This window comes from [Actinomadura] parvosata subsp. kistnae (assembly GCF_900323885.1).
Taxonomy (GTDB): domain Bacteria; phylum Actinomycetota; class Actinomycetes; order Streptosporangiales; family Streptosporangiaceae; genus Nonomuraea; species Nonomuraea composti.
Genome location: NZ_OOHJ01000008.1, coordinates 1 through 24,811, shown reverse-complemented (window position 1 = coordinate 24,811; position 24,811 = coordinate 1). Strand labels below are relative to the sequence as shown.

Sequence of the window (24,811 nt, the reverse complement as noted above, 5' to 3'; positions counted from 1 at the left end):
GCGGTCAGGCGCTGCCTGCCCGCATCACCGTGTACGGCGCCAGCTCGCCCAGCCCGCGCACCGACAGCCGGTTGACCTCCCGCAGCCGGAAGGCGCGATCGCCCTCCAGCTCCTCGGCGAGCTGCGGGTCGGCCAGGATCGTTCCCGGCAGGGACAGCGCGGTCAGCCGGCTCGCCAGGTTCACCGTCGTGCCGAAGACGTCGCCCATGCGCCACACCACCGGCCCGGAGGCGAGCCCCACGCGCAGCTCCGGCATGTCCCGGCCGCGCGCGTGCGTCTCCACCAGCCGCAGCGCGATCTCCGCCGCCACGTGCGCCTTGTCGCTGACGAACAGCACCGAGTCGCCCAGCGTCTTGACCACCCGCCCGCCGGAGGACGTCACGATGTCGGCCGAGCGCCCCTCGAACCTGTCGATCAGCCGGGCCAGCTCGCTGCCGGTGATCTGCCTGCTCAGCCGGGTGAAGGCGACGAGGTCGGCGAACCCGACGGCGAGCCGTACGGAGCTCATGTCCTGCTCGGCGATGCGCCCGGCCGCGGCGGCGAGCTGGCGCTGCCAGGCGTAGACCAGCAGCCGCGCCAGGTCGGGCACCACCCGCTCGGCCCGCCTGCGCCAGGCGCGCGGCCGCTCGGCCAGCGGCACGCCCGCGGCGTCGAGCGCCTCCGCGCCCAGCTCGGCCTGCGACTCGGCGAGCCGGGTGGTGGCCCGGCCGAGCGAGCGGGCGATGAGCAGCACGTGCTCCTCGTCGTAGACGCCCGAGGTGACCATGCCGAGCAGCGTCTTGAGCGCCTCGACGTCGGAGTCGGTGAACTCGACGGCGTCGTCGGGCACGTTGGCGAACCCGAGGGCACGCCAGAAGCGCCGCGCCCGATAGACCGGCACCCCCGCCATCTCGGCGACCTGGTGACTGGTGTATCGGCGCGGCTCGCGCAGGAAGGCTTCCGTCAGCCCGCCCGCCACTGCGTCCCCGACCGTGTCTCCGACCCGGTCCCCGTCCACGTGCGCCACCCCGGCAACATAACACCCTGTGGGCCAGATCACTCCAAGAGCGCCCTCAGGGCACTCCGCTCACCTTCACCTACATACCCGGCGTAATAGTCATACATCGCCTTCCTCGACAAACGAGCGGCCAGCGGGCCGTCGCCGGCCCGGATGGCGGCGATGACCTCCTCGTGGTGGCGGATGCTGCGCCGCATCAGCTCCTCCCGGTCGGGTGCGGCGGCGATCCGGTCCGCGATGAGCTTGACCACGATCGAGCGCACCACGTCGGTGCAGATCTGGATCAGCTTGTTGCCGCCGGCCCGCGCCACCGCGTCGTGGAAGGCCACGTCGGCCGCCCCGAACGCCTCCTCGTCGGTGCCGGCGGCGGCCCGCATCGCTGCGACCGCCGCGCCCATCTCGGCCAGCTGCTCCTCGGTGCGCAGCCGCGCGGCCAGCAGCACGGCCGCCCCGTCGAGCACCATCCTGAACTGCACCAGCTCCCCGAGCGACAGCTCCGCCACCCGGGCCAGCGTGGTCATCGACTTGTGTAATGCGGCGGGCGAGAACGGCAGCACCTCCGCCCCGTTCGGATCGCCCGGCCGCGAGCGCACCAGGCCGCGCGCCTGCAGCACCCGCAGCGCCTCCCGCACGGTGGACCGGCTGACCGAGAACTGCACCATCAGCTCCCGCTCGCTGGGCAGCCGCTCGCCGGGCGAGAGCGCGCCGCTCTCGATGGCCTCCTCGACCTGCTCCACGACCCGCTCGTAAGCCCGCACGGTACGCACCGGCTCGAAGCGCGGACCACCCATCAAGCCCCCTTGACCCGAGCCGTCGCCGACTGGCAATGTGCGTAGCCTACTGGTCAGACCAGTACACTAGCCAGGAGGCTGTAGGACATGAGGCGCATCGGCATCTGGATCGCCGCCGGCGGTCTCCTGCTGGCCACGGCAGCCTGCGGAGGCAGCCCCGGAAACGGAAGCGGGAGCGGCGGCGGGGCGAAGACCCAGTCGCTGTCGGTCGGCGCGGTGGCCGAGCCCGCCAACCTCGACTTCACCTCCACCGAGGGCGCCGCGATCCCGCAGATCCTGCTCGTCAACGTCTACGAGGGCCTGGTCAAGCTCGACCAGAACGGCGAGATCGTCCCCCTGCTGGCCGAGAAGTGGGACGTCTCCGGCGACCGGAAGACCTACACCTTCACCCTGCGCAAGAACGTGAAGTTCAGCAGCGGCGCCCCGTTCACCGCCGACGACGTCGTCTTCTCGCTCGGCCGGGTCAAGACCGACTGGAAACTCAAGATCAAGACCCAGCTCGACGTCGTCGACAAGGTCGAGAAGAAGGACGACAGCACCGCCGTCGTCACGCTCAAACGCCCCAGCAACGGCTTCCTCTACGCGATGACCAGCAGGCTCGGCGCCATGTTCAGCCGCACCGGCGTCGCCGACCTGGCCAACAAGCCCGTCGGCACCGGCCCGTACGTGCTGGGCGCCTGGCGGCGCGGCGACTCCATCCGGCTCGACGCCAACCCCTCCTACTGGGGCACCAAGCCGGCGCTGTCGTCGGTCACCATGAAGTACTTCAAGGACGCCACCGCGATGAACAACGCGCTGCTGACCGGCGGCATCGACGTCATCTCCAGCGTCCAGGCGCCCGAGTCGCTGCAGCAGTTCGCCGACCCGAACCGGTTCCAGACCGTCGAGGGCACCACCAACGGCGAGGTCGTGCTGTCGATGAACAACGGCCGCCCGCCGTTCGACGACAAGAAGGTCAGGCAGGCCGTGCGGCACGCCATCGACCACAAGGCGCTGCTCGACACCGCCTGGGCCGGGCGCGGGCAGCTCATCGGCTCGATGGTGCCGCCCACCGACCCCTGGTACGAGGACCGCACCGGCGACTACCCGTACGATCCGGCCAAGGCCAAGGAACTGCTGGGCGGCAAGACGTACGCCGTCAAGATGCGCATCCCCAACCTGCCGTACGCGGTCAGCAGCGCGCAGGTCGTCAAGTCGCAGCTCGCCCAGGTGGGCATCAACGCCGAGATCGAGCCGCTGGAGTTCCCCGCGCGATGGCTGGACCAGGTGTTCAGCAAGGGCGACTACGACCTGTCCATCATCAACCACGTCGAGCCCCGCGACATGGGCATATTCGCCGACAAGTCGTACTACTTCCATTACGACAACCCCGAGTTCGGCAAGCTGCTCGCCTCCGCCGACGAGGGCACCGAGCAGCAGCAGGCCGACGACCTCAAGCAGGCCGCCAAACTGCTGTCCGACGACGCCGCGGCCGACTGGCTCTTCCTGTTCCCCAACCTGATCGTGGCGAAGAAGGGCGTCACCGGGCTGCCGAAGAACGCCATCGCGGAGTCCTTCGACTTCACCGCGCTCGCCAAGCAGTGATCCTGTACCTCGTCAAACGGCTGGCGGTGCTGCTCGCGAGCACCGTCGTGGCCGCCGTCGCGGTGTTCGCGTTCATGGCGCTGCTGCCCGGCGACCCGGCCGAGATCGCGCTCGGCGTCAACGCCACCCCCGAGGCGGTGGCCGACCTGCGCCACCGGTTCGGCACCGACCGGCCGCCCGCCGTGCAGTTCCTCGACTGGTTCGGCGGGCTCGTCCAGGGCGACTTCGGCACCTCGTACGTGACCAGCGCCCCCATCGGCCCGCAGATCTCCGACCGGCTCGGCGTCACCGCCGTGCTCGTGCTCGGCGGCATGGCCGTGGCCCTGGTGCTGGCCGTGCCGCTGGGCACGTTCGCCGCCGTGCACCACCGCGACCCCCTCGGCGCGGCGATCAGCGCGGCCAGCCAAGTCGGCATCGCGGTCCCCGCGTTCCTGGCCGGGATCCTGCTCGTGTTCGTCTTCGCCGTGCAGGCCCAGGTGCTGCCCTCCGGCGGCTACGTGCCCATCGCCGACGACCCGGGGGAGTGGCTGCGCGGCCTGCTGCTGCCGTGGCTGTCGCTCGGGCTCGTGCAGGGCGCCGTGCTCACCCGCTACGTGCGCAGCGCCGTCCTCGACGTCATGCGCGAGGACTACCTGCGCACCGCCCGCGCCAAGGGCCGCGGCCGCACCGGCGCGCTGTGGCGGCACGGGCTGCGCAACGCCTCCGTGCCCGTCGTCACCGTGCTCGGCCTGCAACTGGCCACGCTGCTCATCGGCGCTGTCGTCGTCGAGCGGGTCTTCGTCATCCCCGGGCTCGGCGACCTGCTGCTCAACGGCGTCGCCGGGCGCGACCTGCTGCTCGTCCAAGGTGTGGTGATGGTGCTGGTGGCGGCCGTCCTGCTGATCAACTTCGTGGTGGACGTGACCTACCACCTGCTCGACCCGAGGCTGCGATGAGAGGCCGGCCCAACCTGGCGCTGCTGACCGGCGGCACGCTCGTCGGGCTCGTCGTGCTCGCCGCCGCCGTCTCCTTCTTCTGGACCCCGCACGACCCCACGCTCGTGGACGCCGCCCGCAAGCTGCGCGAGCCCGGCGGCGGCTACCTGCTCGGCGCCGACAAGTTCGGCCGCGACACCTTCAGCCAGCTCATGGTCGGCGCCCGCACCACCCTGTACGTCGGCGTCGTCGCGGTCGGCATCGCCGCCGTCGTCGGCACCCCGCTCGGCGTGGTCGCCGGGATGACGCCGCGCGGCTGGCTGTCCGAGCTGATCATGCGGGTCAACGACCTCGTCTTCGCCTTCCCCGCGCTGCTGCTGGCCGTCATGCTCGGCGCCGTGTACGGGCCCGGCACGCTCACCGCGATGATCGCGATCGGGGTGGCCACCGTGCCCGCGTTCGCCCGCGTGGCCCGCGCCGCGACGCTCCAGGTCATGGTGACCGACTACATCCTGGCCGCCCGGGCCGCCGGGCGGCGCCGGCCCGCCATCGCCGTCCGGCACGTGCTGCCGAACATCGGCTCCGTGCTGATCGTGCAGGCGTCGGTGTCGTTCGCGATCGCGATCCTGGCCGAGGCGGCGCTGTCGTTCCTCGGCTTCGGCACCCGCCCGCCCATCCCGTCGTGGGGCCGGATGCTGCAGGAGTCGCAGGAGCTGCTGTTCTCCACCCCGCGCCTGGCGCTGTGGCCCGGCCTCGCGATCGCCCTGGCCGTGCTCGGCTTCAACCTCCTCGGCGACGGCCTGCGCGACCACCTCGACCCCAAGCTCAGGAGGATCCGTGCTGACGGTTGAGGGCCTGCACGTGCGCGCGGACGCCGTCGAGCTGGTCCACGACGTGTCCTTCACCATCGCGCCCGGCGAGCGGGTCGGCCTCATCGGCGAGTCCGGCTCCGGCAAGTCGCTCACCGCGCTGTCCCTCATGGGCCTGCTCCCCGAGGGCGTCACCGCCTCCGGCCGCGCCAGGCTCGGCGAGCGGGACCTGGTCGGCGTGCCGGAGAGTCGCGTCAAGGACCTGCGCGGCCGCGCCCTGTCCATGGTGTTCCAGGAGCCCATGACCGCGCTCAACCCGCTCATGCGCGTCGGCGCGCAGGTGGCCGAGGTCATGACCCTGCACGGCCGCCCCCGCCACGAGGCTCGCGAGCGGGCCGTCGAGCTGCTGGAGCGCGTGCGGCTGCCCGAGCCGGGACAGATCGCCCGCGCGTACCCGCACCAGCTCTCCGGCGGCCAGCGCCAGCGCGTCATGCTCGCCATCGCCCTGGCCAACGGCCCCGAGCTGCTCATCTGCGACGAGCCCACCACCGCGCTCGACGTCACCGTGCAGAAGCAGATGCTCGACCTGATCGCCGAGGTCGCGCCCGCGCTGCTGTTCATCACCCACGACCTGGCCGTGATCGCGTCCATGTGCGAGCGGGTCCTGGTCATGTACGGCGGCCGCGTCGTCGAGTCCGGCCCCCTCCGCGACGTCTTCACCCGCCCCCGCCACCGCTACACCCAGGGCCTGCTGGCCGCCAGCAGGCTCACCCCGCGCGGCACCCGCCTGCCCACCATCGCCGGCAGCGTCCCCCCGGCGGGCCGCTTCCCCAGCGGCTGCGTCTTCCGCAACCGCTGCCCGCACGCCACCCCCGCGTGCGAGACGACTCCCGCGCTGACAGGAGACGGCCATGCCCACGCATGCTGGCACCCCGCTGATTGAGGCCGTCTCCCTCAACCGGGTCTACCGGCGCCCCCGCACCTCACTCACCCGGCCGGGCGCCGCCGTGCACGCCCTGCGCGACGTCTCCCTGACCGTCGGGCGCGGCGAGCGCTACGGCATCGTCGGCGAGTCCGGCTCCGGCAAGTCCACCCTGCTGCGCCTGCTCTGCGCCCTCGACCAGCCCACCAGCGGCAGCATCCGCTTCGACGGCCAGGAGATCACCGGCCGGCCCGAGCGGCGGCTGCGCTTCCTGCGCGAGAACCTCCAGATCGTCTTCCAGGACCCGATGAGCTCGCTCGACCCCCGCATGCGCGTGCGCGACCTCGTCGCCGAGCCCCTGGCCGCCCTCGGCCTGCCCGCCGGCGACCGGGTGAACGAGCTGCTCGACGCCGTCGGGCTGCCCGCCGGCGCCGCCGACCGGTACCCGCACCAGTTCTCCGGCGGGCAGCGGCAGCGCATCGCCATCGCCCGCGCGCTCGCGCCCCGCCCGAAGGTGCTGGTCGCCGACGAGCCCGTCAGCGCCCTGGACGTCTCCGTACGCGGGCAGATACTCAACCTGCTGGCCGACCTCGTGGACGAGCTGGGGCTCACGCTCGTGTTCGTCTCGCACGACCTGTCCGTCGTACGGCACGTGTGCGAGACGGTCGCGGTCATGAGCAAGGGCGAGATCGTGGAGACCGGGCCCGTGGACGACGTCTGGGCCGCGCCCGCCCACCCGTACACGCGGGCGCTGCTGCAGGCCGTACCGACCCTGGAGGGACTGCTGTGATCGAAGTCGACGCCGACGGAGTGGTGGCGTTCACGCAGGCGCTGGTGCGCATCCCCAGCACCAACGACCCGGCGCGCGGCCGCTCCGAGCGGCCCGCCGCCGAGCTCGTCGAAGCGCGGATGCGCGAATGGGGGTGGGACCCCGTCGTGTACGAGGCCGCGCCCGGCCGGCCCAACGTGGTCGCCGTCGTCGAAGGCGGCGGCGGACCCGGGCCCACCCTCATGTTCGAGGGGCACACCGACGTCGTCACCGAGGGCGACCTGTCGTCCTGGACCGTCGACCCGTTCGGCGGGGAGATCCGCGACGGCAAACTGTGGGGGCGCGGCAGCGCCGACATGAAGTCCGGCCTGGCCGCCGTCCTCTACGCCACCCGCGCCCTGCAGCTCGCGGGAACGTTCCCGGGCCGGATCAAGGTGTGCGCGCTCGCCGACGAGGAAGGCCTCATGATCGGCGCCCACCACTTCGTCAACGCGGGCCTCGCCTCCGACGTCGACGGCGCCATCGTCGCCGAACCCGAAGCCGGCGAGATCTGCGCCGTCGCCAAGGGCGCCCTGCGGCTGCGCGTCGACCTCACCGGCCGCATGGCCCACGGCGCCATGCCGCAGCACGGCCGCAACCCCATCGCCGCCGCCGGCGCCCTGCTCGTCGGGCTGCGCGCGCTCCAGGAGGAGCTGCAGCGGCGGCATCCCGCGCACGAGCACCTCGGCGAGGTGTACGTCACGCCGACCGTCGTGCGGGCCGGCTCCGAGGAGCAGGTCAACGTCATCCCCGCCACCGCCTCGGTCTTCGTGGACGTACGCACCGTGCCGGGCGCCGACCACAAGGAGATCGCCGACCGCGTGGCCGCCCTCGCCACCGGCGACGGCATCTCGGCCGAGGTGACGGTGCTGGTGGACCGGCCGCCCGTGGACGTCCCCCGCACCGACCCCGTCGTCGCCGCCCTCGCCGCCGCCCACCGCGCCGTCACCGGCGAGGAGCCCGTGTACGGCGGCGTGCCCGGCACCACCGACGGGACCGTCCTGACCCACTGGGGCGGGGTGCCGTCGGTCGTGTACGGGCCCGGCGGCAAGTGGATCGCCCACCAGGCCGACGAGTACGTGGAAGTGGCGGACATCGTCCGCTGCACCCGCGTCTTCGCCGAGGCCGCCCGCCGCTTCCTGCACGGAGACCACTGATGCTCCCCGCGTGGCGGGCCGGGGCGACGAACTCGCTGGTGGACGTGGCGGGGCTACGGGTCGGGCACGCCCACCGCGTCGGCGGCGGCTACCGCACCGGCACCACCGTCGTCCTCACCCCCACCGCCGGGGCCGTGGCCGGGGTGGACGTGCGCGGCGCCGCCCCGGCACCCGCGAGACCGAGCTTCTGGACCCCCGCAACCTGGTGGAACGGGTGCACGCCGTCGTCCTGTCGGGCGGCAGCGCCTTCGGGCTCAGCGCCGCCTGCGGGGTGATGTCCCGGCTCGCGGACGCCGGCACCGGCTTCCCGGTGGCGGGCGGGGCGGTGCCGATCGTCCCGGCGGCGGTCATCTTCGACCTGGGCCGCGGCGGCACCTTCCACGCCGTCCCAGACGCCTCCCTGGGCGCCGCCGCCTACGACGCCGCCACCACCTGCACCTGCCCCGCCCCCGCACCCACCGCGCCCGCCAGCGCGCCGCCCGCGAGCGCCGCCTCCGGCAGCGCCGCGCCCGCGAGCGCCGTGCCCGGCAGTGCGCCGCCCGGCAGTGCGGCACCTGGCAGCGCGGAGTCCGGCAGCGCGGCATCCGCCAGCGTCGCGCCCGGCAGTGCGCTGCCTGGGAGCGCGGAGTCCGGCAGCGCCGCGTCCGCGAGCGCCGCGCCCGCGAGTGCGGCGTCCGGCAGCGCCGCGCCCGCGAGCGTCGCGCCCGCGAGCGTCGCGCCCGGCAGTGCGCTGCCTGGGAGCGCCGCCTCCGCGAGCGCCGCGCCTGCGAGCGCCATGCCAGGCAGCGCGGCGTCCGCCAGCGTCGCGCCCGGCAGTGCGCCGCCTGGCAGTGCGGCGTCCGGCAGCGCCGCCTCCGCGAGCGCCGCGCCTGCGAGCGCCATGCCGGGTAGTGCGGCGTCCGCCAGCGCCACGCCTGCTAGCGCCACGCATGCGAGTGCCGCGCCTGCTGGCGCCGCCTCCGCATGCGCCGTCTGCGGCTCCGGCGGTGGCGCTGCCACGGGTGGCGGTCAGCCGACCGGCGTGGCGGGTACCGCAGGAGCCTTCCCTTCTTTCCACGAAAGGACCCCGGCCCCGGACGGTGCCGTCGTGTGTCACTGGGGGCCCGCGCGGGGGTCGGTCGGGGCGGGGACCGGGGCGGTGGCGGGTGGGCTGGCCGGGGGTGTGGGGACCGCCAGTGCCGTGCTGCCCGACGGCAGCACCGTGGCCGCCCTGGCCGTGGTCAACGCCGCCGGGTCCGTCCTCGATCCGCGTGACGCGACCCTCGCGGGCGCCCGGTACGGACTGCCGGGCGAGTTCGACCACCTCCTGCCCCCGACCCCGGACGAGGCCGCGGCCTGGAACCCGGAGAAGGCGCCCTCGTTCAACACCACGATCGGGATCGTGGCCACCGACCGCACGCTCACGAAGGCGCAGTGCGGCAAGCTGGCCGCGGTCGCGCACGACGGCCTGGCCAGGGCGATCAGGCCGGCGCACACGATGACCGACGGCGACACCATCTTCGGCCTGGCCACCTGCGCCCGCCCCGCGCCCCGCCGCGACACGTTCCAGGACGTCCTGGCCGCCGCGGCGGACGTGTTCAGCCGCGCGGTGGCGGACGCCGTCCTGTCCGCCACCGGACGCCCGGATGCCCCTGCCTACCTCGACGTGTTCCCGAGCGCACTGCGGAGCCGACCATGACCTTCAAGCAGAGCTGGCCTGCCGGCCTGCCCATCGGTGACGGCTGGGTGGAGACCCCCGGCACCACCGACGTGATCTTCCCGTACGACGGCTCCACGGTGGCCGCGGCCCCGCTCGGCACGGCGGAGCTGGCCGCCACGGCCCTGGAGGAGGCGCTGGCCGTGGCCCCGGTGACGGCCGCGCTGCCGTCGCACGCCCGCCGCGCCGCCCTCATGGGCGCCCATGACGCGCTGCGCGAGCGGCGGGCGGAGTTCGAGCGGCTGCTCGTGCTGGAGACCGGCAAGCCGCTGGTGGACTGCCGGGTGGAGGTGGCGAGAACGCTCCTGACGCTCGCGACCGCCGCCGAGGAGGTGGCCCGGCTGCACGGCGAGACGGTGCCGCTCGACCTGCTGCCGTCCGGCGAGGGCCTGGTGGGGTTCTGGACGCGGCGGCCGATCGGCGTGGTCGTCGGCATCACGGGGTTCAACTATCCGCTCCTCCTCGCCGCCCACAAGATCGCCCCCGCGGTGGCGGCGGGCTGCCCGGTCATCGTCAAGCCCGCCCCGGCGACCCCGCTGGCCACCCTGTGGCTGGCGCACCTGCTCAGGGACGCGCTGCCGCCCGCCGCCGTGCAGGTCGTGACCGGCGGGGCGGAGGTCGGGCGGACGCTGGTGGAGGACCGGCGGATCGGCGCGGTGACGTTCACCGGCTCCGCCGCCACCGGCCACGCCATCGCGCGCGCCGCCGCCCCCACGAAGGTGCTGCTGGAGCTCGGCTCGAACGCGGCCCTCGTGGTCGCGGCCGACGCCGACCTGGAGGCCGCCGCCGACGCGGTCGTGCGCGGCGGCTACTACGCCTCGGGGCAGGCGTGCATCTCCGTGCAGCGGGTGCTGGTCGAGGAGCCGGTCGCGGACGCGTTCCTGCCGCTGCTGGCCGAGCGGGTCAAGAGCGTCACGGTCGGCGACCCCCGGCTGCCGGAGACCCGCGTCGCCCCGCTGATCGACGGGGCCGCGGCCGAGCGCGTGCTGGAGTGGATCGCCGCGTCCGGGGCCGAGGTGGTCGCGGGCGGGCACCGCGACGGCGCCGCCATCGCGCCGACGGTGCTGGCCGGCGTCCCCGACGGGGCCGCCGCCTGGGACGAGGAGATCTTCGGGCCCGTCGTGTGCGTGCGCCGGGTGCCGGACGTGGACGCCGCCTTCGCCGCGGTCAACAAGTCGCGGTACGGCCTGCACGCGGCGGTGTTCACCCGCTCGCTGGCCACGGCGTTCGCGGCGATCGAGCGGATCGAGGCGGGCGGGGTGGTGGTCAACGACGTGCCGGGGTTCAGGGCCGACAACATGCCGTACGGAGGGGTGAAGGACTCGGGGGCGGGACGTGAGGGGCCGCGCTTCGCGATCGAGGAGCTGACCGTCACGAGGATGGCGATCATCCGCCCGTGACGCCCCGAAGAGCCGGGTAAAGCCCCGGAGAGCCCGGTAAAGCCCGTAGAGCCCTGTGAAGCCCCGAAGGGGCCGAGGTGCCCGGAGCCCGGGGCCGCCGGGGTCAAGGAGTTTCTGAGACCCTTGCGCGGCGGCCACCGGGCCCGGGCACGGCTGCTGACCGGAACCAGCCGGTCAGATCAGGGGACGTGGGTCACATCTCGGCGCGGACCGCGCGGAGATGGTGGCGGATCACCGGGGCGCTGTCGCGCGCCAGGTCCTTCACCCACTGGGAGTGCCCGCGCCGCAGCTCCCGCTGCCCCAGCCAGAGCGCGTGCTCGTGCGACTCGGCCTGCAGCCGCAGCCAGGCGCGGTCGAACCGGTGACCGGACCTGGACAGCACCACTCGAAGGTCGTGGCGCTGCTCGGCGCTGGGGGAGCCGGGGAGGCGGACGTCGAGCCGGTCGGCGACGCCGCGCAGCCGGGCGTCCAGCTTGCGGTGGTCGCGGATCAGCCGCCAGGCCAGGCCGCGGACGTCCCGGTCATGGGACTCGCGCAGCGCCGCCTTGCCCGCCTCGATCTCGGCGAGGTTGCCGCGGTGCGCCGCCCTCAGGTACGCCGCGTCCTGGCGCGACGCGTGCAGCGCCGTCGCGCTCTGCTGCGTCGCCGTGACGCCTGCCTGGACGGGGGCCACTGCCTGGGTCTGGGCCTGGGCCGCGGCCGGGGTCATGGTCAGTGCCAGCACGGCCGCGAAGCCCGCGGGTGCTAACTTCCGTGCTGTTCTCATGGGTTCCTCCTTTCGTGGAACCCGTGCCCGCTGCCCGATTCGGCCGGAAGTATTCGGCTTAATTCGGCGGGTCGAAACGGCCGTCCACCGCGGTCCAGCCGCCGTCCACGTACAACACGGAGCCGGTCACGAAGCTCGCGGCGTCGCCGGCCAGGTAGACCACCGCCCCGGCCAGCTCGTCGGCCGTCGCCCACCGGCCGAGCGCGCTCTTGGTCGCGTACGCCGCGTACCAGCCGGGGTCGTCCCTGATCTGCCGGGTCAGCGGCGTCTCCACCACGCCGGGCGCGATGGCGTTCACCCGCACCCCGTGCGGCCCGAACTCGGCGGCGGCCGTGCGCAGGAGCTGCACCAGCCCGGCCTTCGTGGCCGAGTACACGCCCTGGCCCGGCTCGGTGACCGACGCCCTGATGGAGGCGAACCCGATGATCGAGCCGCGGCCCCGCTCCACCATGCCGGCGCCGAACGCGCGTACCAGGTCGAAGGAGGCACGCAGGTTCAGCGCGACCACCCGGTCGAACTCGTCGCCGGAGTAGTCGAGCAGCCGCTTGCGCACGTTCGTGGCCGCGGTGAACACCAGCACGTCGGCCGGCTCACTGGCGGCCAGCGCGCGCACGGCGTCCGCGTCGAGCACGTCGAGCAGCCGGGCGTCGCCGCCGCAGCCGGCGGCGGTCTCCTCGGCGGCGGGTAGGTCGCGGTCGGCGCAGACCACCGAGGCGCCGTGCGCGGCCAGCGCCAGCGCGGCCTCCCTGCCGATCCCGCTCCCCGCCCCGACCACCACGGCCCGCCGCCCGTCGAGGCGGAACAGCGCGTCATATCCCATACGACGCACCCTAACGACTGGTCCGACCAGTACACCAGCCCGACCGGCATCACGGCCCGAGGCTAGCTCGGGCGGCTGGGGCCGGCGGCTGGGGCCGGTGCAGCACATGCGGGCCGGCTCAGCACATGCGGGCCGGCTCAGCACATGCGGGCCGGCTCAGCACATGCGGGCCGGCTCAGCTCTTGCGGGCCGCCTCCCAGTCGGCGCGCAGCAGCTCGTACTCGACCTCGCCGTGCTCGGTGCCCTCGATGGGATCCGGCCAGTCCATGTGGAAGGTCCGCACGTGCCGCAGCCCGCACTTCTCCATCACCCGCCGCGACCCGAGATTCACCGCCATCGTCTGCGCGAACACCCGCCGGGCGCCCAGCTCGGCGAACGCCTTGCCGATCAGCGCGAGCGAGCCCTCGGTCGCGTACCCCTGCCCCCAGGCCGCCTTGTGCAGCCGGTAGCCCAGCTCGGGCTCATCCTCCGGCCCGCCCTCGGGCGCCCGCAGGTGGAACCAGCCGAGGAAGTCGCCCGACCGCCGCTCCAGCGCGGCGAAGAAGCCGCTCTCGATGAACCGGGGCAGGGTCTGGTCGAGGATCACTTGGCGGGGTGTGGGCTTGCCGCCGTTGAGGTACCGCATCACCTCGGGGTCGTTGTGCAGGCGGAACAGCTCGTCCGCGTCGGACTCGGCGAAGCGGCGCAGGATCAGCCGCTCGGTCTCCAGGTAGATGTGCACCCGGGGCACGTTAGTCGGCGGCGCGGGACCCCTTCGACCGGTTTTCCGCCGCCCGCCGCCCGCCGCCCGCCGGCTTCCGGGTTGCCGAAGTTTTGTAAGGCGGCTTACGATTCTTGTGTGATCAACACGGATCCGTCCGTCTACGAGGCCTTGCGCGACCGCTTCGGCGCCCCCGTCGGCGTGGAGGAGGCTCGCGCCCAGTGGGGCTCGCTCGTGCGCGCCGCCAGGAGCGGCACCACCACGCTGATCACCCGCGAGCGCTACGAGTGGGCCGCGCTGATCCCGTTGTCGGAGGTGTACGGGCTGCTCAGCGGCCTGCCGGTGGTCTCGCTCTCGACGGCGCGCGGCCGGCTCGGGGATCTCGTCCGCCAGACCGCGGGCCCGTACGACGAAGGGCCCGTGCTGCTGACCCGCCACCGCACCCCGGTCGCCGCGCTGGTCGCGGCGGTGCGGCTGCTCGACCGGCCCGCCGCCAGGCGCGGCCCGGGCGCGGACGAGCTGCTCGCCAGGGGCCACACGATCACGCTGGCCAGGGGGCCGGTGGACGGGATCACCGCCATCGCCCGCGACCGGGACGGCAACGAGGTCGCGGCCGGCTCCGGCCGTGACGCCGCCGCCGCCCTCAAGTCGCTGGCGTACTGACTTATTCGGGCTCGGCCGGCTCGACCACGGAGTCGGGGCCGGGGAACATGAGCTGCTCGTGGCCGTCGTCGAAGCGCACGAGGTACGGCGGCGCGCCGTCCTGGCCCCGCACCTCGACGATCTCGCCCTTCCTGTCTCCATGGCCGACCACGTGACCGTGGATGATCAGCAGGTCACCGACGTTCGCGTGCATGGTGGGGTTCCTCTCAGCCGGGCTCTGGCAACCTTGAGGTTCTCTCCCACCTTGCACCAGAGCGGCCGTCCCGAAAAGCGCGCCGAAGGGGTCAGCGCGTGGCCGTCGCGTGCAGGTGGCCGAGGGTGAGGGGCGGCGCGGGCGGCAGCGGCTCGGCGTGCTCGGCGCGGAAGGACTGCAGCAGGTACGCCACCAGCCGCCGCGACGCGGCCGCCGCCTCCTCCGGGCTGCCGGTGGCGGCGCCGCAGTTGGCCTTGAGCAGCAGCACCAGGTCGGCCGGCGCGAAGTCGGCGCGCAGCCGCCCGGCGGCCTTGGCCCGTGCCACCACCTCGGCCAGGCCGCGCTCGGCGCGCGCCCGCGTCCGCTCGAAGTCGACCGCCTCGGGGAACGCCGTCAGGAACGCCTCGGTGAACCCGCGGTCGGCGACCTGCATCGCGCACACCTTCTCGACCATGACGCGGAACCCCCGCCACGGGTCGGGGTCGGCCAGCGCCTCGTCCACGACGGAGGCGCACGTGGCCAGCTCGTCCCCGAACACCTCAGTGATCAGCGACTCCCGCGAGGGGAAGCGCCGGTAGAGCGTGGCCACCCCCACTCCGGCGCGCCGCGCGACGGCGGCCATGGGTACGTCGAGCCCGCGCGTGGCGAACGCCTCCCGGGCGGCGTCGAGGATGCGCTCCCGGTTGTGCCGGGCGTCCGCACGAAGCTCCATCTGAGAGGTACGACCAGGCATGTTTCTCACATTAGCGTAAATGGACGACCCCATCCGTTTAGCGCACTAGCGTCACTTTCATGAAGACGAAAGAGATGCGCGCGGCCCTGTTCGACCGGTACGGCCCCCCGGAGGTCCTGTACGTGGGCACGGTCCCCAAGCCGGCCCCCGCGCCCGGCGAGGTGCTGGTGCGCGTGCATGCCGCCAGCCTCAACGGCGGCGAGCTGCACGGCAGGGCGGGCAGGGTGCGGCCGGTGACGGAGCTGATGCAGCGCGGCTGGCCCAAGCGGATGGGGCTGGACTTCACCGGCGAGGTCGTCGCCCTGGGCGCGGGCGCGACCGGCCCGAAGGTCGGCGACCGGGTGTGGGGGGTGCTGGGCCGCACGTTCGGCAGCAACGCCGAGTATGTGGCCGTCCGCCCGCGCCGCCTGTCCCTGGCCCCGGCGGGGCTCGACCTGGTCGAGGCGGCCGCGCTGCCGGTGGGCACGACGGCGATCACGGCGCTGCGCGACAAGGCGCGGCTGCGCCCGGGCGAGCGGCTGCTGGTGCGCGGGGCGAGCGGCGGCGTGGGCGTGGTGGCGGTGCAGCTCGGCAAGGCGCTGGGCGCCCACGTCACGGCCCTGGCCGGGCCGCGCAACCTCGATCTCGTCCGCGACCTCGGCGCCGATGAGGCGTACGACTACGCGACCACGGCCCCTGCGGACCTGGGGCGGTTCGACGTCGTCATGGACACCGTCGGCACCGACCATCCGGCCTACCGCCGCCTGCTGACGCCGTCCGGGCGCATGGTGGCGATCGCCTTCGACCTCGGCCGGCCCGCCGCGTCGCTGGCCTACATCGCGGCGTCCGCCGTGCACGGGGGCCGCAGGGTGCGGGCGTTCAGCGGCGACCCGTCCCACCGGCTCTTCGCCGACCTCGCCCGGTACGTGGAACGCGGCGACCTGCGCCCGGTCGTGGACACGGTGTTCCCCCTGGAGGAGGTGGCCGAGGCGCATCGCGCGCTGGAGGCGGGCGGCGTGCGCGGCAAGATCGTGCTCCGGATCGCCTGAAAGTGCCAACAGGCGTTGACGTTCTCGGGGTGGGCCACCTAAACTCATCGCAGGATGAATTAGGAGCGATGCCCATGCGCAGAACGCCCGCAGCCGTCGTCAGCGCCACCTTCTTCGCCGCCGGCCCAGGAGTCGTCGCCGTGCTCGTGCCCTACTGGATCAGCGGCTGGCGGCTCCGCGACCCTTTTCCCGACCCGGTCATGATCCCGCTCAGGGCGCTCGGCGCCGTCCTGGTGCTCGCGGGGCTGACCGTGCTGGTCCACGCGTTCGTCAGGTTCGTGATCGAGGGGCTCGGCACGCCGATCCCGGTCGCGCCGCCCGACCGGCTCGTGGTCGGCGGGTTCTACCGCTACGTCCGCAACCCCATGTACGTCGCGATCTTCGCCGCCGTCATCGGCCAGGCCATGCTCCTCGGGGATCCCTGGCTGCTGCTCTACGCCGCCGTCCTGGTGATCCCGATCTGGTCCTTCGTCCACTGGTACGAGGAGCCGCACCTCAGGCGCAAGTTCGGCGCCGACTACGACACCTACCGGGCGCACGTGCCGGGGTGGTGGCCGCGCCTCCACCCGTACCGCGCCTGACAAAAATTGGGGCCCCATGTCGAGTCCTGTTTGACTCCCCGTGAGGAAATGTGGTCGTCTCGTGGCCAATGTTTCTGATGGGATGAAATAGACAGGTCCGGGGGAGAACGCTTCATGCCGCACGCCCTTACGCGCGTGCTCGCTTCGACGACCATCGCCGGTACGGTCCTCGTCGCCGTACCGTCCGCCGCCGGGGCACAGACCCCCGCGCCCGCCGCAGCAGTCACCGAGACAGCCACCACGTCAGCGCCCGTGCCCGCCGTGCAGGAGCCGCCGCCCGCCACCGTCACCGTGCCCCGGCGCGCCTCGCTGGCGCTGCGGCCCACCGGGGACGAGCCGGTCGGGCCGGGCGCGCCCGAGGTGACCACCCCGGCGGGGCCGGGGCTGGCCGACGAGATCACCTCGGCCGCCGCCGCCGTCCAGGAGGCCCAGGGGTTCGGCCGGCAGGCGCCCGACGTGCGCGACGTGCTGCCGGACACCTCGCAGGCCGAGCCGCTCACCCTGAGCAAGCCGCTCGCCGCGATCGCCAGGACGTTCGAGGGGCTCGGCCGGGCCGTGCCGGGGCTGACGTACCGGCTCTGCGTGCAGAGCGCGGCCGTGCCGGTCGCCTGCTCGATCCGGCAGCCGGTCGGCGTGCCCGTGGCCGCCGATGTGACCGGCGACGCCCGGCCCGACCTGGCCGCTTACCTGGTGCCGGCCGCCGTCCCTGGCGAGGGCGCGGCGGGCATCACGTTCGCCGTCAGGCGGCTCGCGAGTGAGAGCGTCAAGGCGCAGGTCTGGGCCGAGTACGACGACAAGGTGTCGGTCGGCTTCGACGGCCTGCGCCGCGGCTCGTCGCTGTCGGCGTCCGACCGGGGCACGTTCACCGTGGACCTGGCGGGCAAGCGGGTCAAGGCCGTCGTCGAGCGCAAGGAGCCAGGTGAGAGCGCCGCCGTCGTGGCCGGGCTGACCGGCCGCAGCGCCGTGAGCCTGCGCCAGACCCCGGTCACCGGCCGGCTCACCGTCGACGCCGCGCTCGGCACCCCCACCCTGAGCCTCACCGCCTCGGCTCCCGCCGAGGTGGAGGCGGTGGCCGTGACGGGCAGCCGGTTCACCAGGGCCGTGCTCGACCGCATGCCGACCCGCGCCGAGGTGCGGCTGTCGGGCGGCGAGGTGCGCTTCACCGGCCCGTCCGCCGTCTCCCACGCCCAGGTGCACGACCTGGCCTACCGCGACGGCCGCCTGTCCAGGGTGGTGGAGGCCGAGCTCGACCACGTCCCGCCGTCCTTCACCGCGAGGTACGGCACCGCCGATGGGAAGCAGACCCTCGCCGTCGCCACCGGTTCGGGCCGGGCGAAGGCGGCGCGGTTGCGGTACTACGACCGCTCCGCGGCCGGCACCGTGCTGACGGCCGAGCTCAGCGGGCTGCCCGCCGAGCTGCGCCTGGTCAACGACCTGGCCGCGCACCGCGTCACGCAGACGGCCAGCTCGCCCATCGGCCGCTTCGCCGTCGTGCTGCAACGCGGTCAGGGCGCCGTCTCCACGCCGCGCGGCGGCCACGTCACCATGATCAAGGACGGCGCCGCCCTGGGGGTCTCGGGGCTGCTGAACGGCCTGTCCGGGTTCGACGTCACGTACGGGGCCGCGCCGCACGTGCACCTGGCCGTGGCCGCGAGCGGCCGCTCGTTCGTGGGCGCCGCCAGCATCGACCGCACCCGGCTGGCCCGCATGGAGATCTCCAACACGCCCGCCACCGTGGACGTCACGCTCGACCCCGCCGCCAGGAAGGCCGTCTACCAGGCCAGCGGCACGATCGAGAAGCTGCGTGCCGCCTACACCGACCTCACGTCCGGGCCGACCGTGGACGGCACCGTGCTCGGCGTGCGCGACGACGTGAAGGCGTCGTGGGAGCTGGGGGAGCGCTCGGCCGTCAAGGTCGCCACCAGCGCCAAGCTCCAGGAAGTGCGGATTTATGCCAATAAAGCGCCCGTGACGCGCGCGACCGGCGAGGACCTGCGCGTCACCGTCAAGGGCGTGCGGAAGCGGGCCGAGCTGGTCGCCGACACCAAGGCCAGGACGCTGAGCTGGACCTCCGACGGGCCGATCGAGCGGGTGTCCGCCCTGGCCAGGGCCAAGCTCGGCGACCGGTACGCCAGGGCCGCCGCCGAGGTCACCGGCGTGCCCGCGAGGTTCGACGCCTCCTGGGACGCCGCCGCGTACCGCTTCCGCGGCCTGTCCGGGCCCGTGCGGACGGCGGCGCTGGCCTTCACCAACCACGACGGCGCCCAGGCGCCCACCGGGCCGCACCTGGCCGCCCACTACGACCAGGCCACCGGCGACCTCGACGCCAGCGTCCTGGTCAACCGGCTCTCCCACGTCGCCTTCACCCCTGCCGCGCGGGGCTTCACCGCCGACTTCCGCTCCGCCACGCAGACCCTCGCCGTGGACGCCGACGTCCGGCAGGGCGACACCCGCTTCGGGATCCTCGGCACCGTCGGGCCCGTCCCCGGGCGGCTGGCCGTCACCTCCGACGGCGGCCGGCTCACCTACTCCGGCTCCCGCCTCGACGTGCGCGCCCGCGCCTGGCTCGGCACGGCCGCCGCGCTGGACCGCATGCGTGCCGCGCCCGCCGTCGCCGGCGGCGTGTCCCTCGTGGACGGCGGCTGCGCGGCCGGATCGCCCGGCTGCGCGCCCGGCCCCTTCTGCGCGCCGCCGCGCGGCTGCTACGGGCTGCAGGGCTACCTGGACGTGACCGGCCTGCCCGACCAGGTGACGGTGGACCTGCCCGGCAGGACGTTCGCGTTCTCCGGATTCCGCCCCAAGCGGCGCAGTCTCGGGGTGTACCTGAACAGCAGCGTCCTGTCGCCCGTGCCGGTCAAGGCCAGGGCCACGCTCACCGGGCTGCCGTCCCGGATCACCAGCATGTCCGTCGGGCCGTTCGGCGTGGGGGAGGGGAACGCGGTGCGGGCCGCGTACAAGATCGAACCCGCCGCGACGCTGGGCGCACTCGACGTGCACGCCGAGGCGGGCGGGCTGCGCGGGCACGTCGCCATCGACCCCGTGCCCGCGGCGGTGAGCGTCGAGGGCACGTACGGCGCGCGGACCCGCATCCGCGTGCACAACTCCGCGGCCGTCGAGCACCTGACCGCCAAGGTCACGCTGCCCGGCAAGGGCACCGGCGAGCTGCGCTTCTCTGACGTGCCCGCCGTCTTCGGCGTGGACGCCGACGCCTCGGCCGCCGGGCTGAGCGTGCCGGCCGTCACGTACAAGGCGCTCGGCGGCGCCAGCACCCTCGATGGGCGGCTCGCCGTGGAGGGCGGCCTGGTGGACCCGTCGGGGCGGCTCGGGGACGTGGCGTTCGCCGTCAAGGACCTCGCGGCCGACACCACCGTCAGGCTCAACCCCGACCAGTCGCTCGACCTGGTCTCCCGCCCCGTGCCCACGGGCCGCATCGCCCTGCGCGCCGGGCTCCGGGTGGACGCCGTGGCGCCGCAGCGGCTCGCCGTGAGCAAGGAGGTCCCGTACACGGGCGGGTTCCTCACCTACCACGTCGGCGGCCGGTTCGGGCTCGGGAAGAGCTCGATCGAGCGGCTCTCCCTGACCATCGGCCGCGTGTCGTGGTTGCGCGTCCGGCCGGGCCGGATCCCGTTCGGCATGAAGGCGCCCGCCGCGCTCGGCTACGTCACGCCCGGCTTCGAAGGCGACTACGGCACCGTGAAAGTCACGGCCAAGGGCGTGGACCTGCGGCCCGACGTGCGGCTCGACGTCAGGCTGAGCCGCGAGGTGGGCGCCGACGCCTTCCACGAGTCCGTCCGCATCGGCCCCACGACCGCGCTCGCCCTGCGCCGCTACGACCAGCGGATGCGCCGCATCGGAGCCAGGCAGGAGGTCAAGGCGGCCGGCATCAGCCTCGCCTGCGTGACGGTGGACGCCAAGCCCGGCTTCGCCGCCGCCGGGCGCGACACCATCACGCTGCGCGGCGCCGACGGACCCCAGATGCTCTCCCTGCTGGACCCCGGCGGCCAGGTGCCCGACTACGCGGTGGACCTGCTGACGCACTTCATGAGCCCGTTCCCCGGAGCGGACTGGAAGGTGGCCGGCGCCGGCGCGGGCTCCTGCCCGGATGACCGGCGCTGATCATCCTCAATAATGGCGAAAGCGACAGAACCGTTGTGACCCACGAGAGCGAGGCACCATGTCCGCCCTGCCCACCCCGCGCACCGCCGAGCAGCGCAAGCGGGACACCCTGCACCGCCTGGAGCACGACGTGGACTGCTGGGTGGCCACCGCGGGGGCGGACGGGACGCCGTACATGGTGCCGCTGTCGTTCCTGTGGGACGGCACGGCGCTGATCCTGTCCACGGCCACGGCCAGCCCCACCGCGCGCAACCTGCTGGCCGGCGGCCGGGCGCGGATCGCGATCGGGCTGGTGCGCGACGTGGTGCTCATCGAGGGCACGGCGCGGGCCACCCCCGCCACCGAGATCCCCGCCGAGCTCGGCGACGCGTTCGCGGAGAAGGCGGGCTTCGACCCGCGCAAGGAGGCCGGCGCGTACCACTACTTCCACGTCACGCCCGTGCGGCTGCAGGCGTGGCGCGAGGCGAACGAGCTGGCCGGGCGCGACCTCATCCGCGACGGCGCCTGGACGGTCTAGCCGAAGCGCAGCACCAGGGTGGTGTGCCGCTTCTCGATGACGATCCCGTCAGGGACGTTCGTGCCGGACGGGTAGGCCTCGACGCGCAGGGTGCCCGCCTCGGGGCGGCCCGCATCGTCCCATGCCCTGACGTGGGCGGCCAGCTCCGCCGCCAGCCGCGCCCCGTCGCCCCCGTACCCTCGGGCGACCAGCGCGCCGTCGGCGGCGAGCAGCGCGACGCCGCCCGGCTCGACGAGCCCCGCCGCCATCCCGGGGCCGCGGCCGAGGTCGCCGGCCACCGCGCACCAGCGCGGCTCGTGCAGCGCCAGCCACAACGACAGCCCCATGGTGACCGTCGCCGCCGGCGCGGCCTCCTCCCGCCTGATCGTGATCTCCGCCGGTACGGTGTCCAGCGCCGCGAGCACGTCGCCGGTCTCGCGCGGCTCCGGCAGCACCAGCATGACCATCGGATCCCGGCGCACCACCGTGACGGACTCCGTCCCCGCGAACGACCCGCGCATCCGCATGAACCCGCACGGCGCCACCGACCGGCTCACCCACCGATCGCCGTCGCGCTCCATCGCCGCCGACACCTGCACGCCCCGCAGGTCCAGCGGCACCACCAGCCGCCCGCCCGGGGCGAGCTGCGCCAGCCAGGCGGGCGCGAGGTCCCACACGCCGACGGTGGCGATCAGCCGGTCGTACGGCGCCAGCTCGGGATACCCCTCGGCCCCGTCGCGGCACACCACCTCAACCCCGCTCACCCCGGCGGCGGCCAGATGCTCCCGGGCCTGCTCCACGGTGTCGGCGTCGATGTCGAGGGCCACCACGCGCCCGCCGGGCCCCACGAGGCGGGCCAGGAGCGCCGCGTTGTAGCCGGTGCCCGCGCCGATCTCCAGCACCCGGTGCCCCGGCTCCACTGCGAGCTGGCCGAGCATGGTCGCCATGATGGCCGGCTGCGAGGACGAGCTGATCGGCCGGCCGCCGTCGTCGAGCTTGGTCACGATGGGCTCGTCGCGGTAGGCCGCCTCCGGCTCCACCCCCGGCACGAACAGGTGACGCGGCACCGCCAGCATCGCCTCCGCCACCCGCTCGCCGACATCCTGGGCCTGCCTGAGCCGCGCCACCAGGGCGTGCCTCTGCGCCGCGAAGTCCATGACCCTCATTGTCGCCGGGCCCTCGCCGGGCATGGCAGCGGCCGGGAATTCTCGGTAAAGAAATCGCCGGAGAGGGTTGAGACCGAAAAGAGCGGGAAGGGCAGGCAACTCCTGTACGTCGACCGTGAGGAGGAGCCGTAGTGCTCACCCTGACAGCCAACGCAGCCCAGGCCATCCGCGACCTGACCGCGAATGCGCCCGAGCCTACCCAGAGCGGGATTCGCATCTCGTCCCAGGGAGAGGGTGCCAGCTCGCTCACCCTGACCCTGGCCACCGCCCCCGAGCCGGCGGACGCGGTGGTCGAGGCGGAAGGGGCCCGGGTCTACCTCGACCCGGTGGCTGCGACTGTGCTGGACGACAAGTCCCTGGACGCCGGTGCCGATGACCAGGGGAGCGTGTCGTTCCTGGTCACCGAGCAGACCGCTTGACGCGCGCCGCCGCGCCGGAGGATATGGGCACTCCGGCGCGGCGGCCCGCTCCCCAGCTCCCGCCCCAGCTCTCGCCCTAGCTCTCGGCCTTGCCGAGGAGCTTGTGCAGGTAACGCACCTGCTCCTCCGACTGGTAGCCGCCGCCGCCCTCGTGGTTGTTCCACGGCCAGACGGTGATCTCCTTCGGGCCCTGCCAATGGTTGTAGGCGGCGAACACCGTGGACGGCGGGCACACATCGTCCATCAGCGCCACCGAGTAGAGCGCCGGCACCGTCGCCCGGGCCGCGAAGTTCAGCCCGTCGAAGTAGGACAGCGTACGGAACACCTGCTCGGCGGCGTCCCGCCGGGTCGCGAGGAACCGCACCAGCTCCTGGTACGGGTCGCGGCCCGTGATCTCCACCGCCCGCCGGAAGTGCGACAGGAACGGCACGTCGATCAGCGCCGCCTTCACCCCCGGACGCAGCGCCGCCGTCGCCTGCGCGATCGCGCCGCCCTGGCTGCCGCCCGCCACCACCACCCGCTCGGGGTCCACGGCCGGGTGCGCCGCCGCCGCGTCCACCGCCCGCACCGCGTCGGTGAACACGCGCCGGTAGTAGTAGTCGGCCGGGTCGAGGATGCCCCTCGTCATCATGCCGGGCGCCTGCGGGCCCGAGCTGCCGTGCGGGTCGCCGGTGGTGCCGGGGCTGCCGACGTTCGCGCCGCCGTGGCCGCGCGTCTCCATCACGAACACCGCGTACCCGGCCGCCGGCCAGAGCAGATGGTCCTTCGGGAAGCCGCGCCCGCCGCTGTAGCCGATGTAGTGCACCACGCACGGCAGCGGCCCGTCCGCGCCGCGCGGCAGCAGGAACCAGCCGTTGATCCGGTGCCCGCCCCACCCGGCGAACGACACGTCGAACACGTCCACGCCGCTCAGCGGCAGGTCGTACGGGACGTACTCGGCCGCGAGGTCGAACTCCCTCGCCTCGGCCAGGGTCGCGGACCAGAAGGCGTCGAAGTCGGCGGGCTCGTCTCGGTCGGGGCGGTACTCGCGGAGTTGGTCGAGCGGCAGGTCGAACAGTGGCACAGTGGTACTCCAGCCTGTAGAAAAGGTTGCTGACATTTCACCCCATACCGCCGGAAAGCGCTATCCCGGGGTGGCTTCCGCTAAAGCCGCGAGATCTGGGTAGACGTCCGCCCGTGATCGAGCATGTCATCCAGGTTCCCCACTCCCACCTGTATCCCGGCCTCGTCCTCGACGCCCCCGCCGACGCCCACGACTTCCTCGTCCTGTTCGGCGACGAATCCGAGTCGCGCGCCCAGCTCCTGCGCGACGACGCGGGCCGGCCGGTGCTCCGGATGGGCGGCTACATGACGGCCAGGGGCACGGTCGTGGACGAACGCGTGTGGACGGTACGCGAGTCCGTGCAGCGCGGCGATCGCATCCGGCTACGCCTGGGCCGGTCACTTCCCTGACCGGGGCGCGACTCGGCCACTTCCCTGCCTGTGGCGCGACTCGTGCACTAACGTCCCCTTCGTGGCACCCAACCCGCGGCCTTCCCCCGCCGCCACCCCCTCCCGCCACCCACCCACCGCCGCCACACCGAGCCACGGGCCTCCCCTCCTGACGTCGCCCGCTCGGGACACGCCTGCGAGCTGGCCCCCGCCCGGTTGGGACGCGTTGGGGGAGACGTCTGCGACCTGGCCCCCTTGGGACGCGTTGGGCGAGGCGTCTGCGAGCTCGCCTCCGGCTGCTCGGGACGCGGCGGGCGGGACGTCTGCGCGCCTGTCCTTGCCCGCTTGGGCCGCGCCGGGCGAGGTGCACCGGCATCCGGCGCCGGCCGCCGGCAGCGCATGGGGAGAGGCCGCTTCGGGGCGGATGCCGACCGGCGATGCCAGGCCGGGCGAGCCTGCCGCGGATCGTGTGTCGCACGCCTGCGCCGGGTCGGGTGCAGCCGCTGAGCGACGGGCTTCGTCCGGTCGCGCCCCCACCGCTCCCCGCGCCGTCAGCGCCTCCGCCGCTCCCCGCGCCGCTCTCGGACGCAGGGCCGGATGCGACGCCGAGCCGGTACTGAC

At 74.0% G+C, this 24,811-nt stretch carries 26 protein-coding genes; 16 read left to right on the top strand and 10 right to left on the bottom strand.

Annotation, left to right across the window (positions count from 1 at the left end; genetic code table 11):
• Positions 1-4: 4 nt before the first annotated feature.
• Both KIS93_RS08385 and KIS93_RS08380 read right to left on the bottom strand, forming a co-directional pair.
• The gene (locus KIS93_RS08385; RefSeq protein WP_080040499.1) at positions 5-1,006 is read right to left on the bottom strand and encodes an adenylate/guanylate cyclase domain-containing protein; all 1,002 of its coding nucleotides are present in this window, start codon (positions 1,004-1,006) and stop codon (positions 5-7) included.
• Positions 1,007-1,035: 29 nt separating this feature from the next.
• Positions 1,036-1,788 carry a FadR/GntR family transcriptional regulator gene (locus KIS93_RS08380; protein WP_080040498.1) on the bottom strand — a complete coding sequence of 251 codons (753 nt, stop codon included), beginning with the start codon at positions 1,786-1,788 and terminating at the stop codon, positions 1,036-1,038.
• Positions 1,789-1,875: 87 nt separating this feature from the next.
• On the opposite strand from KIS93_RS08380, the gene KIS93_RS08375 reads away from it, so the two are divergent.
• Genes KIS93_RS08375 through KIS93_RS67360 form a run of 7 tightly spaced genes read left to right on the top strand, consistent with a single transcriptional unit; the run spans position 1,876 to position 8,257 of the window.
• Positions 1,876-3,372 carry an ABC transporter substrate-binding protein gene (locus tag KIS93_RS08375; protein ID WP_080040497.1) on the top strand — a complete coding sequence of 499 codons (1,497 nt, stop codon included), beginning with the start codon at positions 1,876-1,878 and terminating at the stop codon, positions 3,370-3,372.
• A complete protein-coding gene (locus tag KIS93_RS08370) occupies positions 3,369-4,307 on the top strand; it encodes an ABC transporter permease (protein WP_080040496.1) in 939 nt (312 codons plus the stop codon). The genes KIS93_RS08375 and KIS93_RS08370 overlap by 4 nt, the downstream gene beginning before the upstream one ends.
• Entirely contained in the window at positions 4,304-5,137 is an 834-nt protein-coding gene (locus KIS93_RS08365; RefSeq protein WP_080040495.1) for an ABC transporter permease, read from the top strand. Before KIS93_RS08370 ends, KIS93_RS08365 begins: the two co-directional genes overlap by 4 nt.
• On the top strand, positions 5,124-6,038 hold the full coding sequence (locus KIS93_RS08360) for an ABC transporter ATP-binding protein (protein WP_080040494.1): 915 nt from the start codon (positions 5,124-5,126) through the stop codon (positions 6,036-6,038). The genes KIS93_RS08365 and KIS93_RS08360 overlap by 14 nt, the downstream gene beginning before the upstream one ends.
• Complete coding sequence (locus KIS93_RS08355) at positions 6,007-6,807, top strand: ATP-binding cassette domain-containing protein (RefSeq protein ID WP_080040493.1); 801 nt, start codon at positions 6,007-6,009, stop codon at positions 6,805-6,807. The genes KIS93_RS08360 and KIS93_RS08355 overlap by 32 nt, the downstream gene beginning before the upstream one ends.
• A complete protein-coding gene (locus KIS93_RS08350; RefSeq protein WP_080040492.1) occupies positions 6,804-7,982 on the top strand; it encodes a M20 family metallopeptidase in 1,179 nt (392 codons plus the stop codon). The genes KIS93_RS08355 and KIS93_RS08350 overlap by 4 nt, the downstream gene beginning before the upstream one ends.
• On the top strand, positions 7,982-8,257 hold the full coding sequence (locus tag KIS93_RS67360; RefSeq protein ID WP_281261960.1) for a P1 family peptidase: 276 nt from the start codon (positions 7,982-7,984) through the stop codon (positions 8,255-8,257). The genes KIS93_RS08350 and KIS93_RS67360 overlap by 1 nt, the downstream gene beginning before the upstream one ends.
• A 139-nt stretch (positions 8,258-8,396) precedes the next feature.
• On the opposite strand, the gene KIS93_RS68300 is transcribed toward KIS93_RS67360, so the two are convergent.
• The gene (locus KIS93_RS68300) at positions 8,397-8,894 is read right to left on the bottom strand and encodes a hypothetical protein (RefSeq protein ID WP_230466647.1); all 498 of its coding nucleotides are present in this window, start codon (positions 8,892-8,894) and stop codon (positions 8,397-8,399) included.
• Between KIS93_RS68300 and KIS93_RS68295 the strand changes: the two genes are divergently transcribed.
• Together KIS93_RS68295 and KIS93_RS08335 are read left to right on the top strand one after the other, a co-directional pair.
• Positions 8,863-9,660, top strand: a complete 798-nt coding sequence (locus KIS93_RS68295) for a P1 family peptidase (RefSeq protein WP_268967016.1) — start codon at positions 8,863-8,865, stop codon at positions 9,658-9,660. The genes KIS93_RS68300 and KIS93_RS68295 overlap by 32 nt on opposite strands.
• Positions 9,657-11,078, top strand: a complete 1,422-nt coding sequence (locus KIS93_RS08335) for an aldehyde dehydrogenase family protein (protein ID WP_080040490.1) — start codon at positions 9,657-9,659, stop codon at positions 11,076-11,078. Before KIS93_RS68295 ends, KIS93_RS08335 begins: the two co-directional genes overlap by 4 nt.
• Positions 11,079-11,271: 193 nt before the next feature.
• Here the strand turns inward: KIS93_RS08335 and KIS93_RS08330 are convergent, their stop codons facing one another.
• From KIS93_RS08330 to KIS93_RS08320, 3 genes are all read right to left on the bottom strand, one after another.
• Positions 11,272-11,844: a DUF4142 domain-containing protein gene (locus tag KIS93_RS08330; protein WP_155128015.1), complete on the bottom strand. Its 573-nt coding sequence runs from the start codon at positions 11,842-11,844 to the stop codon at positions 11,272-11,274.
• A 58-nt stretch (positions 11,845-11,902) separates the two neighbouring features.
• A complete protein-coding gene (locus KIS93_RS08325) occupies positions 11,903-12,664 on the bottom strand; it encodes an SDR family NAD(P)-dependent oxidoreductase (RefSeq protein WP_080040488.1) in 762 nt (253 codons plus the stop codon).
• A 175-nt stretch (positions 12,665-12,839) separates the two neighbouring features.
• Positions 12,840-13,385: a GNAT family N-acetyltransferase gene (locus KIS93_RS08320; protein ID WP_080040487.1), complete on the bottom strand. Its 546-nt coding sequence runs from the start codon at positions 13,383-13,385 to the stop codon at positions 12,840-12,842.
• A 117-nt stretch (positions 13,386-13,502) separates the two neighbouring features.
• Between KIS93_RS08320 and KIS93_RS08315 the strand changes: the two genes are divergently transcribed.
• Complete coding sequence (locus KIS93_RS08315; protein ID WP_080040486.1) at positions 13,503-14,027, top strand: type II toxin-antitoxin system prevent-host-death family antitoxin; 525 nt, start codon at positions 13,503-13,505, stop codon at positions 14,025-14,027.
• Between the two features lies 1 nt (position 14,028).
• On the opposite strand, the gene KIS93_RS08310 is transcribed toward KIS93_RS08315, so the two are convergent.
• Together KIS93_RS08310 and KIS93_RS08305 are read right to left on the bottom strand one after the other, a co-directional pair.
• Positions 14,029-14,220, bottom strand: coding sequence for a DUF1918 domain-containing protein (locus tag KIS93_RS08310; protein ID WP_080040485.1), 192 nt, complete (start codon positions 14,218-14,220; stop codon positions 14,029-14,031).
• A gap of 91 nt (positions 14,221-14,311) precedes the next feature.
• A complete protein-coding gene (locus KIS93_RS08305) occupies positions 14,312-14,932 on the bottom strand; it encodes a TetR/AcrR family transcriptional regulator (RefSeq protein WP_080040484.1) in 621 nt (206 codons plus the stop codon).
• Positions 14,933-15,012: 80 nt separating this feature from the next.
• On the opposite strand from KIS93_RS08305, the gene KIS93_RS08300 reads away from it, so the two are divergent.
• The 4 genes from KIS93_RS08300 to KIS93_RS08285 all read left to right on the top strand — a co-directional run bounded on the left by KIS93_RS08300 (position 15,013) and on the right by KIS93_RS08285 (position 21,195).
• Entirely contained in the window at positions 15,013-15,981 is a 969-nt protein-coding gene (locus KIS93_RS08300; RefSeq protein ID WP_230466346.1) for an NAD(P)-dependent alcohol dehydrogenase, read from the top strand.
• Positions 15,982-16,055: 74 nt separating this feature from the next.
• The gene (locus KIS93_RS08295) at positions 16,056-16,562 is read left to right on the top strand and encodes a methyltransferase family protein (protein ID WP_080046942.1); all 507 of its coding nucleotides are present in this window, start codon (positions 16,056-16,058) and stop codon (positions 16,560-16,562) included.
• Positions 16,563-16,676: 114 nt separating this feature from the next.
• Entirely contained in the window at positions 16,677-20,678 is a 4,002-nt protein-coding gene (locus KIS93_RS08290; RefSeq protein ID WP_080040482.1) for a hypothetical protein, read from the top strand.
• A 58-nt stretch (positions 20,679-20,736) separates the two neighbouring features.
• Positions 20,737-21,195 carry a pyridoxamine 5'-phosphate oxidase family protein gene (locus tag KIS93_RS08285; protein WP_080040481.1) on the top strand — a complete coding sequence of 153 codons (459 nt, stop codon included), beginning with the start codon at positions 20,737-20,739 and terminating at the stop codon, positions 21,193-21,195.
• Here KIS93_RS08285 and fxlM read toward each other — a convergent pair.
• Positions 21,192-22,331 (bottom strand): methyltransferase, FxLD system, encoded by a 1,140-nt coding sequence (gene fxlM / locus KIS93_RS08280; protein WP_222107347.1) that lies wholly within the window; start codon positions 22,329-22,331, stop codon positions 21,192-21,194. The two genes, KIS93_RS08285 and fxlM, sit on opposite strands and share 4 nt — an antisense overlap.
• Positions 22,332-22,471: 140 nt before the next feature.
• Here fxlM and KIS93_RS08275 point away from each other — a divergent pair, with 140 nt between their 5' ends.
• Positions 22,472-22,759 carry a HesB/IscA family protein gene (locus tag KIS93_RS08275; protein ID WP_080040479.1) on the top strand — a complete coding sequence of 96 codons (288 nt, stop codon included), beginning with the start codon at positions 22,472-22,474 and terminating at the stop codon, positions 22,757-22,759.
• A gap of 76 nt (positions 22,760-22,835) precedes the next feature.
• Here the strand turns inward: KIS93_RS08275 and KIS93_RS08270 are convergent, their stop codons facing one another.
• On the bottom strand, positions 22,836-23,822 hold the full coding sequence (locus tag KIS93_RS08270) for an acetylxylan esterase (protein ID WP_186404017.1): 987 nt from the start codon (positions 23,820-23,822) through the stop codon (positions 22,836-22,838).
• A gap of 113 nt (positions 23,823-23,935) precedes the next feature.
• Between KIS93_RS08270 and KIS93_RS08265 the strand changes: the two genes are divergently transcribed.
• A complete protein-coding gene (locus tag KIS93_RS08265) occupies positions 23,936-24,211 on the top strand; it encodes a hypothetical protein (protein ID WP_080040477.1) in 276 nt (91 codons plus the stop codon).
• Positions 24,212-24,811: the final 600 nt, after the last annotated feature.

Coding starts and splice junctions, on each gene's coding strand:
- KIS93_RS08380 (WP_080040498.1), bottom strand. CDS start 1,788: ATGGGTGGTCCGCGCTTCGAGCCGGTGCGTACCGTGCGGGCTTACGAG.
- KIS93_RS08375 (WP_080040497.1), top strand. CDS start 1,876: ATGAGGCGCATCGGCATCTGGATCGCCGCCGGCGGTCTCCTGCTGGCC.
- KIS93_RS08365 (WP_080040495.1), top strand. CDS start 4,304: ATGAGAGGCCGGCCCAACCTGGCGCTGCTGACCGGCGGCACGCTCGTC.
- KIS93_RS08355 (WP_080040493.1), top strand. CDS start 6,007: ATGCCCACGCATGCTGGCACCCCGCTGATTGAGGCCGTCTCCCTCAAC.
- KIS93_RS67360 (WP_281261960.1), top strand. CDS start 7,982: ATGCTCCCCGCGTGGCGGGCCGGGGCGACGAACTCGCTGGTGGACGTG.
- KIS93_RS68295 (WP_268967016.1), top strand. CDS start 8,863: ATGCCGGGTAGTGCGGCGTCCGCCAGCGCCACGCCTGCTAGCGCCACG.
- KIS93_RS08335 (WP_080040490.1), top strand. CDS start 9,657: ATGACCTTCAAGCAGAGCTGGCCTGCCGGCCTGCCCATCGGTGACGGC.
- KIS93_RS08330 (WP_155128015.1), bottom strand. CDS start 11,844: ATGAGAACAGCACGGAAGTTAGCACCCGCGGGCTTCGCGGCCGTGCTG.
- KIS93_RS08325 (WP_080040488.1), bottom strand. CDS start 12,664: ATGGGATATGACGCGCTGTTCCGCCTCGACGGGCGGCGGGCCGTGGTG.
- KIS93_RS08310 (WP_080040485.1), bottom strand. CDS start 14,220: ATGCACGCGAACGTCGGTGACCTGCTGATCATCCACGGTCACGTGGTC.
- KIS93_RS08305 (WP_080040484.1), bottom strand. CDS start 14,932: ATGGAGCTTCGTGCGGACGCCCGGCACAACCGGGAGCGCATCCTCGAC.
- KIS93_RS08300 (WP_230466346.1), top strand. CDS start 15,013: ATGAAGACGAAAGAGATGCGCGCGGCCCTGTTCGACCGGTACGGCCCC.
- KIS93_RS08295 (WP_080046942.1), top strand. CDS start 16,056: ATGCGCAGAACGCCCGCAGCCGTCGTCAGCGCCACCTTCTTCGCCGCC.
- KIS93_RS08290 (WP_080040482.1), top strand. CDS start 16,677: ATGCCGCACGCCCTTACGCGCGTGCTCGCTTCGACGACCATCGCCGGT.
- KIS93_RS08285 (WP_080040481.1), top strand. CDS start 20,737: ATGTCCGCCCTGCCCACCCCGCGCACCGCCGAGCAGCGCAAGCGGGAC.
- fxlM (WP_222107347.1), bottom strand. CDS start 22,331: ATGGACTTCGCGGCGCAGAGGCACGCCCTGGTGGCGCGGCTCAGGCAG.